Here is a 12,200-nt window from a genome sequence, read left to right as displayed (position 1 = left end):
CCTTCGTACTGAGCCACACCGAAAGAAGATGAAACAGAACATGAGCAACGCCGTCGCACCCCTCAAGTCGCTGTCCGACGAAGGCGTTTCCATCTGGCTGGACGACCTGTCCCGCACCCGCATCGAGTCCGGCAACCTCGCCGAGCTCATCGCGGACCAGCACGTCGTGGGCGTCACCACGAACCCCTCGATCTTCCAGGCCGCCATCGGCAAGGGCGAGGGCTACGAGGAGCAGCTCGCCGACCTGGCCGTCCGCAAGGTCACCGTCGACGAGGCCGTCCGCATGATGACCACGCAGGACGTGCGCGCCGCCGCCGACATCCTGCGCCCGGTGTACGACGCCACGCAGGGCCGTGACGGCCGCGTCTCCATCGAGGTCGACCCGCGCCTGGCCCACAACACCGAGGCCACCATCGCCGAGGCCAAGCAGCTCGCCTGGCTCGTCGACCGCCCCAACGTGATGATCAAGATCCCGGCGACCCTCGCGGGCCTCCCGGCCATCACCGAGGTCATCGGCCTCGGCATCTCGGTCAACGTCACGCTGATCTTCTCCCTCGACCGCTACAAGGCCGTCATGGACGCCTACCTGGCCGGTCTGGAGAAGGCCCACGAGCGCGGCATCGACCTCGCCACGATCCACTCGGTCGCCTCCTTCTTCGTCTCCCGCGTCGACGCCGAGATCGACAAGCGCCTCGACAAGATCGGTACGGACGAGGCCAAGGACGCCAAGGGCAAGGCCGCGCTCGCCAACGCCCGTCTCGCCTACGAGGCGTTCGAGCAGGCCTTCGCCGCCGAGCGCGCCACCAAGCTGGAGGCCGCCGGCGCCAACAAGCAGCGCCCGCTGTGGGCCTCCACCGGCGTCAAGGACCCCGCGTACAAGGACACCCTGTACGTCGACGAGCTGGTCGCGCCCGGCACCGTCAACACCATGCCCGAGGGCACCCTGAAGGCGACCGCCGACCACGGCGAGATCACCGGTGACACCATCACCGGCCGCTACGAGCAGGCCCGCGCCGAGCTGGCCGCCGTCGACGCGCTCGGCATCTCGCTCGACGAGGTCACCCAGCAGCTCGAGGACGAGGCCGTCGCCAAGTTCGAGGTCGCCTGGAACGACCTGCTCTCCACCGTCTCCTCCCGCCTGACGGAGGCTGAGTCCAAGTGAGCTCCACCGCTTGGCAGAACCCGCTGAGGGACCCCCGCGACCGCCGTCTGCCGCGCGTCGCGGGCCCCTCCGGGCTCGTCATCTTCGGCGTCACGGGCGACCTGTCCCGCAAGAAGCTGATGCCGGCCGTCTACGACCTCGCCAACCGCGGCCTGCTGCCGCCGGGCTTCTCGCTCCTCGGCTTCGCCCGCCGCGAGTGGGAGGACCAGGACTTCGCGCAGGTCGTCCACGACTCGGTCAAGGAGCACGCCCGCACCCCCTTCCGCGAGGAGGTCTGGCAGCAGCTCGCCGAGGGCATGCGCTTCATCCCCGGCGACTTCGACGACGACACCGCGTTCAAGCAGCTGCGCGAGTCCGTCGACGAGCTCGACGAGAAGCGCGGCACCAGCGGCAACTACGCGTTCTACCTCTCCGTACCGCCCAAGTTCTTCCCCAAGGTCGTGCAGCAGCTCAAGAAGCACGGCCTCGCGGACGCGCCCGAGGGCTCCTGGCGGCGTGCCGTCATCGAGAAGCCGTTCGGCCACGACATGGAGTCGGCGCGCGAGCTGAACGCGATCGTGCACGACGTGTTCTCGCCCGAGCAGGTCTTCCGCATCGACCACTACCTCGGCAAGGAGACCGTCCAGAACATCCTGGCGCTCCGCTTCGCCAACCAGATGTACGAGCCGATCTGGAACCGGTCCTACGTCGACCACGTGCAGATCACGATGGCCGAGGACATCGGCATCGGCGGCCGCGCCGGCTACTACGACGGCATCGGCGCTGCCCGCGACGTCATCCAGAACCACCTGCTCCAGCTGCTCGCCCTCACGGCGATGGAGGAGCCGGCCGCGTTCGACGCCGAGTCGCTGGTCAACGAGAAGCTCAAGGTCCTCAAGTCCGTACGGCTCCCCGACGACCTGGAGAAGTCCACCGTCCGCGCGCAGTACGCGGCCGGCTGGCAGGGCGGCGAGAAGGTCCCCGGCTACCTCCAGGAAGACGGCATCGACCCCAAGTCGAAGACCGACACCTACGCGGCCGTGAAGCTGGGCATCGACAACCGCCGCTGGGCGGGCGTCCCGTTCTACCTGCGCACCGGCAAGCGCCTCGGCCGCCGCGTCACCGAGATCGCCGTCGTCTTCCAGCGCGCCCCGCACTCCCCGTTCGACCACACCGCCACCGAGGAACTCGGCCAGAACGCGATCGTCATCCGCGTTCAGCCGGACGAAGGCATGACGGTGCGCTTCGGATCCAAGGTGCCGGGTACGTCGATGGAGATCCGCGACGTGTCCATGGACTTCGCCTACGGCGAGTCGTTCACCGAGTCCAGCCCGGAAGCGTACGAGCGGCTGATCCTGGACGTGTTGCTGGGCGACGCCAACCTCTTCCCGCGCACGGAAGAGGTCGAGGAGTCCTGGCGCATCCTCGACCCCATCGAGGAGCACTGGGACAAGGTCGGCAGGCCCGCCCGGTACGCCTCGGGCAGCTGGGGCCCGAAGGAAGCGGACGAGATGCTCGCACGAGACGGACGGAGCTGGCGCAGGCCATGAGGATCGACCTGACCGACACCACGGCAAGCAAGGTCAACAAGGCGCTCGTCGAAGGGCGCCGCGCCATCGGGACCCCCGCCGTGGGCATGGTCCTGACGATGGTCATCGTCACGGACGAGGAGAACGCGTACGACGCGACGAAGGCCGCCCAGGAGGCGTCTCGCGAGCACCCCTCGCGCACCCTCGTCGTCATCCGGCGCACCAAGCGCCTGCCCCGCGACCGCCAGGGCAACCGGCTCGACGCCGAGGTCCGCCTCGGCTCCGAGGCCGGCACCGGCGAGACCGTGGTGCTGCGCCTGTACGGCGAGGTCGGCAAGCACGCCGACTCCGTCGTCCTGCCGCTGCTGCTGCCCGACGCCCCGGTCGTCGTGTGGTGGCCGGTGGACGCCCCGGAGAACCCCGCCAAGGACCCGCTGGGCGCGCTCGCCCAGCGCCGGATCACCGACGCGTACGCCGTCGAGGACCCGGTCGCCGCGCTCGCCCAGCGCTCGACGTCCTACGCGCCCGGCGACACGGACCTCGCCTGGACGCGCCTGACTCCCTGGCGCTCCATGCTGGCGGCCGCGCTCGACCAGGCCCGCGCCGACATCGTCTCCGCGGCCGTCGAGTCCGAGGCCGACAACCCCAGCGCCGAACTGCTCGCGCGCTGGCTCGGCGCCCGGCTCGGCGTCAAGGTCGAGCGGGTCACCACGGAAGGACCGGTCGTCACCGCGGTCCGCCTCGGCACGCCGACCGGCGAGATCCGCATCGACCGCCCCGAAGGACCGCTCGCCAAGCTGACCCTCCCCGGCCAGCCCGAGCGCACCCTCGCCCTCAAGGTCCGCTCCACCGCCGAGCTGATCGCGGAGGAACTCCGCCGCCTCGACGCCGACGAGATGTACGCCGTGGCCCTGCAGGCAGCCGCCCACGGCAAAGTCACCAAGGAGTCCGTTCAACATGCCTGACAGCAACCCGTTCCTCACCCGCCGCCCGCAGTGGACGGCCCTTGAGGACCACCGCGCGAAGTTCAACGGCACGCACCTGCGCGACCTGTTCGCGAAGGACGCGGCCCGTGCCGAGCGCTACACGCTCGACGTCGGTGACCTGCACATCGACTACTCCAAGCACCTGATCACGGACGAGACCCTCGCCCTGCTCCAGGAACTGGCCACCGCCACCGACGTGTTCGGGCAGCGCGACGCCATGTTCCGCGGCGAGAAGATCAACACGACCGAGGACCGCGCCGTGCTGCACACGGCCCTGCGCGCCCCGGCCGACGCCGTGATCGAGGTCGACGGCGAGAACGTCGTGCCGAAGGTGCACGAGGTCCTCGACCAGATGGCCGTCTTCGCGGACAAGATCCGTTCGGGCGAGTGGACCGGCCACACCGGCAAGCGGATCAAGAACGTCGTCAACGTCGGCATCGGCGGCTCGGACCTCGGCCCGGCCATGGCGTACGAGGCGCTGCGCCCGTTCACCGCCCGCGACCTGACGTTCCGCTTCGTGTCGAACGTCGACGGCGCCGACCTGCACGAGGCCGTCCGCGACCTCGACCCGGCCGAGACGCTGTTCATCATCGCGTCCAAGACCTTCACGACGATCGAGACGATCACCAACGCGAAGGCGGCGCGCTCCTGGCTGCTGGCGGCGCTCGGTGACGACGCGGCGGTCGCGAAGCACTTCGTCGCCCTGTCGACGAACGCCGAGAAGGTCTCCGAGTTCGGCATCGACACGGCCAACATGTTCGCGTTCTGGGACTGGGTCGGCGGCCGCTACTCCTTCGACTCGGCCATCGGCCTCTCGCTGATGATCGCGATCGGCCCGGACGCCTTCCGCGAGCTGCTCGACGGCTTCCGCCTGGTCGACGACCACTTCCGCACCGCCCCGGCCGAGGCGAACGCGCCGCTGCTGCTCGGCCTCCTCGGCGTCTGGTACGGCAACTTCCACGGCGCCCAGTCGCACGCGGTGCTGCCGTACTCGCACTACCTCTCCAAGTTCACTGCGTACCTCCAGCAGCTCGACATGGAGTCCAACGGCAAGTCCGTGGACCGCCAGGGCCGCGGCGTGGAGTGGCAGACGGGCCCGGTCGTCTGGGGCACCCCCGGCACCAACGGGCAGCACGCCTACTACCAGCTCATCCACCAGGGCACGAAGCTGATCCCGGCGGACCTCATCGGCTTCGCGAAGCCGGTCGACGAGCTGTCCGACACCCTCGCGGGCCAGCACGACCTGCTGATGGCCAACCTGTTCGCGCAGGGCCAGGCCCTCGCCTTCGGCAAGACTGCCGAGGAGGTGCGCGCCGAGGGCGTCGCCGAGGAGCAGGTCGCCCACCGCACGTTCAAGGGCAACCACCCGACGACGACGATCCTCGCGCGCGAGCTGACCCCGTCGGTCCTCGGCCAGCTCATCGCCCTCTACGAGCAGAAGGTCTTCGTCCAGGGCGCCATCTGGAACATCGACTCCTTCGACCAGTGGGGCGTCGAGCTCGGCAAGGTCCTCGCCAAGCGCGTGGAGCCCGCCCTCACCGAAGGCGCCGAGGTCCCCGGCCTCGACGCCTCGACGCAGTCCCTGGTCGGCACGTACCGCGCGCTGCGCGGCCGCACCTCCTGAACACCCGCAACCTGAAGGTAAGTGAATCTGACATGGCATCGATGCAGCTGGGTCTCATCGGTCTCGGCAAGATGGGCGGCAACATGCGCGAGCGCATCCGCCGCGCCGGCCACACCGTCATCGGCTACGACCGCAACCCCGAGGTCTCCGACGTCGCCTCCCTCCAGGAGCTCGTCGAGAAGCTCGAGGGCCCGCGCGTGGTCTGGGTGATGGTCCCGGCGGGCGCCGCGACGCAGTCCACGGTCGACGAGCTCAAGGAACTGCTCTCCGAGGGCGACATCGTCGTCGACGGCGGCAACTCCCGCTGGACGGACGACGAGAAGCACGCCGCGGAGCTCGGCATCAAGGGCATCGGCTTCGTCGACGCCGGTGTCTCCGGTGGCGTCTGGGGCCTGGAGAACGGCTACGCGCTCATGGTCGGCGGCTCCGAGGAGAACGTCGCCAAGGTCAAGCCGGTCTTCGACGCCCTCAAGCCCGAGGGTGACTTCGGCTACGTCCACGCGGGCAAGGTCGGCGCCGGCCACTTCTCCAAGATGGTCCACAACGGCATCGAGTACGCGATGATGCAGGCCTACGCCGAGGGCTGGGAGCTCCTGGAGAAGGTCGACTCCGTGGACAACGTCCGCGAGGTCTTCCGCTCCTGGCAGGAGGGCACGGTCATCCGCTCCTGGCTGCTCGACCTCGCCGTCAACGCGCTCGACGAGGACACCCACCTCGACAAGCTGCGCGGCTTCGCCGCCGACTCGGGCGAGGGCCGCTGGACCGTCGAGGCGGCCATCGACAACTCGGTGCCGCTGCCGGCGATCACCGCGTCGCTCTTCGCGCGCTTCTCCTCCCGCCAGGAGGACTCGCCGCAGATGAAGATGATCGCGGCGCTGCGCAACCAGTTCGGCGGCCACGCCGTCGAGTCCAAGTAGGCGACACACACGAAGCCCGCCGGACCTCGCGGTCCGGCGGGCTTTTTGGTGCGTCTACTGGTCGGCGGTACGCCAGACCTTCGCGTCCAGCGTGACGTTCTTGCCCTCCGTCTTGCCCCGGAGCGTCAGCAGCCCGACGTTCCCCGAGCCGGCGACCAGGCACAGGCGCTGGCCCACCGGCAGGTCGTAGACCCAGTAGGAGTCCTTGGCCGCATGAGCATTGCGGCACGCGTCGAGCGTGGCCGGCTGCCCGGCGGGGAGCAGCGCGAGCGAACTCCCCGATGTGGTGCCGGGCGCCAGTACCGCGCCGTTGCTGTAGACGGCGTAGGTCAGATCCTCGGTCGACTGTCCGTCGTCCGGCTTGGCCCGCACCGGATCGTCCGCGAGATACAGGTCCTGGCTGTCCGTCATCACGATGCCGTTGTACGTCGACGGGAGCGGGGGCCCCGAGGTCGGGGGCCCGCTCGTGGGGGCCGACGGGGGAGCGGACGTGGGGTCCGCGGCCGAGTCCGAAGGGGTGGGCGCCGCACCTGACTTGGACGCCTTCGGCGACTTCGAGGCGCTGGGGGAGGCGGACTTCGACGCGGACGCCGACTTGGACGCGGAGCGCGTTGCCTCGGGCTGGCTGGAGACCGCAGGCCCTGCCGCTCCGTCGGCCTGCTGCCCGCCGGGCACGAAATACAGCGCGGCGGCCGCGCCGCACGCGACCAGCACGACCCCGGCGGCCGCCATCAGCCAGGCACGCGAGCGTCCGCGCCGGGGCTCCGTGCTCACGGCGGCGGTCTCGGCGCCGAGGGACGCGACGGGGGCGGCGGGCGATGGGCTGTCGGGGGCCGTGGCCGGATGGCCCTGCTGCCCCGGCCCGACGGGCGGTTCCTGGGAGAACGCGACCGGCGGTCCGAACACACCGGCGGGGGCGGCAGGGCTCCCGGGTGTCTCATCGGGACCCGTAGCACCGCGCGGCGGCGTCGCATGCCCCGTCGGCTCCGCCCCGGTCACCCGCGCCCCCTCGGCACGCGCCGCGATCCCCTCGGCGACCTCCCCGGGAAGCCAGGCGTCCGTCGCGGGCCCGGGACCGCCGGGCAGCGACTCACGGATCACCTGGACCGTCTCGATGACCTCCCGCACCGTCGGCCGGTCATCGGCCGGCTTGCTGAGGCAGCGGGATATCAACTCCCGCAGGGCGTCCGGGACCTTGGACAGATCCGGCTCCTCGTGCACGACCCGGTACAGCACCGCGTGCGGCTCGCCCTCCCCGTACGCGGTGCTCCCGGTGGCGGCGAACACCGCGGTCTGGCCGAGCGCGAACACATCGGCCGAGCCGCTCGCGGAGCCGCCGAGCACCTGCTCCGGAGCCATGTACGCGACCGTGCCCACGGCCGACCCGCTGCGCGTCACGGACGTCGCGTCCGCCGCCCGGGCCACACCGAAGTCGATGACGCGGGGCCCGTCGGAGGCCAGCAGCACGTTCGACGGCTTCAGGTCGCGGTGCACGATCCCCGCGTCGTGCACCGCCTGGAGCGCCTCCGCGATCCCGGCCGTCATCCGCAGCACCGTGTCCACCGGCAGCGGCCCGTGCTCGCGCACCGCCTCCGCGAGCGAGGGCCCGGGCACGTACGCGGTCGCGCACCACGGCACCGGGCTCTCCGTGTCACTGTCGACGACCGGCGCCGTGTAGAGCCCGTGCACCTTGCTCGCCGCGGCGACCTCGGTACGGAATCTGCGGCGGAACTCGGGGTCCTCGGCCAGCTCGGGTCTGATCACCTTGACCGCGACGGCCCGGCCGCCCGGCGTGTGCGACAGATAGACGCGCCCCATGCCACCGGAGCCGAGCCCCGCGACCAGGCGGTATCCGCCGACCGTCCGCGGATCCTTGTCGTCCAGCGGACGGAAACCGCCGTTGCCGGGCTCCCTGTTCGCCCACACGTCCCGCTGCACCCCCAGGTTGCGTCGAACGTCCATTGCATCACGTGACGTAACGCACCCCTCCGTGGGTGCCCGGGCAACGCAAAAGACCCCAGAGTCATCTGGGGTCTTTCTCTGTGTCCGAGGGGGGACTTGAACCCCCACGCCCGATAAAGGGCACTAGCACCTCAAGCTAGCGCGTCTGCCATTCCGCCACCCGGACAAGGTGTCTGCCGCCTGTGTGCGGGGCGTTTCCCGCGGCGACACAGAGAACATTACCAGGGATTCGGAGTGCCTCGATCAGCCCCCCGGCCCGGTGGCCCCGCCTGTGAACGGCACGTGACGAGAGGCGCCCGGCCTTGGGTCCGGGGGCCGGGGGAGAGAGGATGAGAGATATCCACGGCAAGAGAGGAACCAGCGTGAGCGAGCCGAGCACGGGCAGGGCGGTCTCCGGGCAGGACGAGGTCGTCGACCTCTGCCGCGAACTGATCCAGATCGACACCAGCAACTACGGCGACCACTCGGGCCCGGGCGAGCGCAAGGCCGCCGAGTGGACGGCGGAGAAGCTCGCCGAGGTCGGCCTCGAACCGAAGATCTTCGAGTCCCACCCCGGCCGCGCCTCCACGGTCGCCCGGATCGAGGGCGAGGACCCCTCGCGGCCCGCCCTCCTCATCCACGGCCACACCGACGTCGTCCCGGCGAACGCGGCGGACTGGACCCACCACCCGTTCTCCGGCGAGATCGCCGACGGCTGTGTCTGGGGCCGCGGCGCCGTCGACATGAAGGACATGGACGCGATGACCCTCGCGGTCGTCCGCGACCGGCTGCGCACCGGCCGCAAGCCCCCGCGCGACATCGTCCTCGCCTTCCTCGCCGACGAGGAGGCCGGCGGCGTCTTCGGCGCCCGCCACCTGGTGCGCAACCACCCGGACCTCTTCGAGGGCGTCACCGAGGCGATCAGCGAGGTCGGCGGCTTCTCCTTCACGGTGAACGAGCAGCGCAGGCTCTACCTCGTCCAGACCGCCGAGAAGGGCATGCACTGGATGAAGCTGTCCGTGGCCGGCACCGCCGGGCACGGCTCCATGATCCACCGGGACAACGCGATCACCGAGCTGTCCGAGGCCGTCGCGCGCCTCGGCCGCCACAAGTTCCCGGTCCGCGTCACCAAGACGCTCCGGCACTTCCTCGACGAGCTCGGCGACGCCCTCGGCACCGAGCTCGACCCGGAGGACATGGAGGAGACCATCGCCAAGCTCGGCGGCATCGCCAAGCTGATCGGCGCCACGCTCTCCAACACCGCGAACCCCACGCAGCTGAACGCCGGTTACAAGGTCAACGTGATCCCCGGTGAGGCCACCGCCAATGTCGACGGCCGCTTCCTGCCCGGACACGAGGACGAGTTCCTCGCCGACCTCGACCGGATCCTCGGCCCGAAGGTCAAGCGTTCGGACGTGCACGCGGACAAGGCCGTCGAGACCACCTTCGACGGGGCGCTCGTCGAGGCCATGAAGACCTCGATCGAGGCCGAGGACCCGATCGGCAAGGCCATCCCGTACATGCTCTCCGGCGGCACGGACGCCAAGTCCTTCGTGGAGCTCGGCATCCGCAACTTCGGCTTCGCGCCGCTGCAGCTGCCGCCCGAGCTGGACTTCGCCGGCATGTTCCACGGCGTCGACGAGCGGGTGCCGGTGGACGGCCTCAAGTTCGGCGTGCGGGTCCTGGACCGCTTCATCGACGCGTCCTGACGTCAACCCGGCACAAGGTCAAGAATCGTTCGCACGTGCGTAATGGACCGGAAAGAGTGAAAGGCGCCGGGCGCTCGTAGCCCCATCAGTTCTTCCTCGTTACAGGGAGTGCAGTCCGCGGCTGGGACTGCATTGCCAACTAGGAGGAATAATGCTCAAGAAGGTCGTCGCCGCTGCGGCAGCCACTGGTGGTCTGGTTCTCGCGGGTGCGGGCATGGCCGTCGCCGACTCCGGCGCTCAGGGTGCTGCCACGCAGTCCCCCGGCGTCGTTTCGGGCAACGTCATCCAGGTCCCGGTCCACGTGCCGGTGAACGTGTGCGGCAACACGGTCTCTGTGATCGGGCTGCTGAACCCTGCCTTCGGTAACACCTGCGCCAACGACTGACACGTTGTTGTGCCTCACCCCTTGAGGGTTTGAGCCCACGGCCCCGGAGTGCGACCCATGCACTCCGGGGCCGACGGGTTGGACACGGTTCCAGGGCAAGACTTAATAAGGCAAGGCAGGGAAACCTATGCGACAGGTCATGCGCAAGGGCCTGATCACCGTGGCGGCCGCGTCCGGCGTACTCGCCGTCACCGGTGGCTACGCGCACGCGGACTCGAGTGCGAACGGAAGCTCGTCGGACTCGCCGGGCGTCCTGTCCGGCAACTCCGTCGAGGCGCCCGTGGACGTCCCGGTGAACGTCTGCGGCAACACGATCAACGTCGTCGGACTGCTCAACCCGGCGTCGGGCAACGGCTGTGACAGCTCGGGCGGCGGCGACAAGGCCGGCGATCAGTCCTCGGACGGCGGCGCGCAGTCCGGAGGCAGCACCAGCGACTCGCCCGGTGTCGGCTCCGGCAACCACGTGTCGCTCCCGATTCACGTGCCGGTGAACGCGTGCGGGAACTCCGTCGGCGCCGGCTCGGTCGGCAACGGGACGACCGGCAACGGCTGCTCCGACGACGGCGGGAGCAGCGGTACCAGCACGCCCCCGGCGGACTCGAACACCCCGCCCTCGCGTGCCGGGGACCCGGGCGTGGACACCGGTGCGGACTCTCCCAACGTTCCGGGCGCGCAGACCGTCGACATGCCCAAGGGCGAGTCCCAGCTCGGGCAGACGGGCAGCCCGAGGGCGGCGACCGGCGAGCTCGCGGAGACCGGCAGCTCGGTGCCGCTCGGTGCCGCCATCCCGCTCGCCGGGGGTGCGCTGCTCGCGGGCGCGCTGCTCTACCGGCGGGCGAACGCGGCGGCGTGACATCAGGCTCTACGAAACGGAGCGGGCCCCGCACGGACGGGGCCCGCTCCGTTTTCGTTTCCTGCTCGGGTCTTCAGGCAGGCCCCGAGGGCCCGCCTTGCCCTCAGGTCACCATGTGGCCCGCACCTGGCGGATGATCCGTCGGCGCAGGCGCACGCGGCGACTGCCGTCGCGGCGCAGGCTCAATCGGTCCAACTCCCAGTGTCCGTACTCTGCATGGTCCGTCAGCAGACGTGTCGCGTCCTTGCGGGAGACCCCGCGCGGTACGTACACGTCGACAAATTCGTATTCCGGCATCGCATCTATTGTGCGGGCAGCGGCCCGGTACGGATAGCGTCTGCACTATGTCTGATGCTGCGCAGCCCACCGCTGCCGAGGTACGCGCCGCCGCCGAGGCGGTCAAGGCTGCGCTCGACGTCCATTTGGCGGCGGTCGAGCGCCGGTCGGGAGAGGACGATCCGGCCGTCTACGAAGCGTTCAACGAACTGGCCGCCGCGGCCGAGGAGTACGACGAGCTCCTCTACGACCGCTACGACGAGGTCACCCCCTTCGAGATCCCCGGCAGCGAGGACTCGCTGCCGCCGTACGCGGGACCGGAGGAGCCGAACGCGCTGAGCGTGCTGATCCGACGCGACTACGCCGTGGTCGAGCCGCAGCGTCTGCTCTCGCAGGCGGGGCGGGTCGCCGACCTGGAGGCGGAGCCGGAAGCGGAGGCCCCGAACGGGGCGGGCAGTAGTGTGCACGCCGCGCTCGGTGTCCTCTTCGGCGAGTTCGAGCCCGACGAAATCGCCTCCCGGCACAAGGAGTTCGGCCTGGAGGAGGGCGACTCCACGCTCTGGGTCACGGCCTCGGACGACCCCACGGATCCCGGTGAGTGGCTGGAGGCCCCGTTCGAGCAGGTCGACCCGCAGCGGGTGGTGTGCCGCTTCGATGTGAGCGCGGTCTTCGACGACGACGAGTTCGGTCCCGACGACGACGAGCCCTCCGGGCCGGACGAGCCATTGGAGGACCCGGACCGCTGACACACCCGCCGCCTGGGGCGCATCGGGTGGCCGCCGCCCGCCTTGGGCAATCTGCCGCCTTGGGCGGCAGGGTGGGCAAGGCGGCACCCCGGT

11 protein-coding genes and 1 tRNA gene are annotated in these 12,200 nt (G+C 70.3%); 9 read left to right on the top strand and 3 right to left on the bottom strand.

The window, feature by feature from the left end; translation table 11 throughout:
- Positions 1-28: 28 nt before the first annotated feature.
- The 5 genes from tal to gnd are packed head-to-tail and all read left to right on the top strand — an operon-like array spanning position 29 to position 6,197.
- A complete protein-coding gene (gene tal / locus ACYSUO_RS04370; protein WP_461774634.1) occupies positions 29-1,162 on the top strand; it encodes a transaldolase in 1,134 nt (377 codons plus the stop codon).
- Entirely contained in the window at positions 1,159-2,691 is a 1,533-nt protein-coding gene (zwf, locus tag ACYSUO_RS04365; protein ID WP_461774633.1) for a glucose-6-phosphate dehydrogenase, read from the top strand. The genes tal and zwf overlap by 4 nt, the downstream gene beginning before the upstream one ends.
- Positions 2,688-3,635 carry a glucose-6-phosphate dehydrogenase assembly protein OpcA gene (opcA, locus tag ACYSUO_RS04360; RefSeq protein WP_461774632.1) on the top strand — a complete coding sequence of 316 codons (948 nt, stop codon included), beginning with the start codon at positions 2,688-2,690 and terminating at the stop codon, positions 3,633-3,635. The genes zwf and opcA overlap by 4 nt, the downstream gene beginning before the upstream one ends.
- Positions 3,628-5,280: a glucose-6-phosphate isomerase gene (gene pgi, locus ACYSUO_RS04355; RefSeq protein WP_461774631.1), complete on the top strand. Its 1,653-nt coding sequence runs from the start codon at positions 3,628-3,630 to the stop codon at positions 5,278-5,280. Before opcA ends, pgi begins: the two co-directional genes overlap by 8 nt.
- A gap of 11 nt (positions 5,281-5,291) precedes the next feature.
- On the top strand, positions 5,292-6,197 hold the full coding sequence (gnd, locus tag ACYSUO_RS04350) for a phosphogluconate dehydrogenase (NAD(+)-dependent, decarboxylating) (RefSeq protein WP_461774763.1): 906 nt from the start codon (positions 5,292-5,294) through the stop codon (positions 6,195-6,197).
- Between the two features lie 54 nt (positions 6,198-6,251).
- Here the strand turns inward: gnd and ACYSUO_RS04345 are convergent, their stop codons facing one another.
- Together ACYSUO_RS04345 and ACYSUO_RS04340 are read right to left on the bottom strand one after the other, a co-directional pair.
- Positions 6,252-8,159 (bottom strand): serine/threonine protein kinase, encoded by a 1,908-nt coding sequence (locus tag ACYSUO_RS04345; protein WP_461774630.1) that lies wholly within the window; start codon positions 8,157-8,159, stop codon positions 6,252-6,254.
- 81 nt (positions 8,160-8,240) lie between these two features.
- Positions 8,241-8,325, bottom strand: a tRNA-Leu gene (locus ACYSUO_RS04340).
- Positions 8,326-8,521: 196 nt separating this feature from the next.
- Here ACYSUO_RS04340 and ACYSUO_RS04335 point away from each other — a divergent pair.
- The 3 genes from ACYSUO_RS04335 (at position 8,522) to ACYSUO_RS04325 (ending at position 11,085) form a co-directional block, all read left to right on the top strand.
- Positions 8,522-9,847: a M20/M25/M40 family metallo-hydrolase gene (locus tag ACYSUO_RS04335; protein WP_266721412.1), complete on the top strand. Its 1,326-nt coding sequence runs from the start codon at positions 8,522-8,524 to the stop codon at positions 9,845-9,847.
- 151 nt (positions 9,848-9,998) lie between these two features.
- Complete coding sequence (gene chpH / locus ACYSUO_RS04330) at positions 9,999-10,232, top strand: chaplin ChpH (RefSeq protein WP_426904767.1); 234 nt, start codon at positions 9,999-10,001, stop codon at positions 10,230-10,232.
- A 127-nt stretch (positions 10,233-10,359) separates the two neighbouring features.
- Positions 10,360-11,085, top strand: a complete 726-nt coding sequence (locus ACYSUO_RS04325; RefSeq protein WP_461774629.1) for a chaplin — start codon at positions 10,360-10,362, stop codon at positions 11,083-11,085.
- Positions 11,086-11,193: 108 nt separating this feature from the next.
- Here the strand turns inward: ACYSUO_RS04325 and ACYSUO_RS04320 are convergent, their stop codons facing one another.
- Entirely contained in the window at positions 11,194-11,382 is a 189-nt protein-coding gene (locus ACYSUO_RS04320; RefSeq protein ID WP_111666225.1) for a DUF5703 family protein, read from the bottom strand.
- Between the two features lie 47 nt (positions 11,383-11,429).
- Between ACYSUO_RS04320 and ACYSUO_RS04315 the strand changes: the two genes are divergently transcribed.
- The gene (locus tag ACYSUO_RS04315; RefSeq protein WP_461774628.1) at positions 11,430-12,107 is read left to right on the top strand and encodes a hypothetical protein; all 678 of its coding nucleotides are present in this window, start codon (positions 11,430-11,432) and stop codon (positions 12,105-12,107) included.
- Positions 12,108-12,200: the final 93 nt, after the last annotated feature.

It is taken from the genome of Streptomyces sp. UC4497, assembly GCF_054871485.1.
Note: the sequence above shows the minus strand (reverse complement) of the source record. Positions and strands in the feature narration are given on the sequence as shown.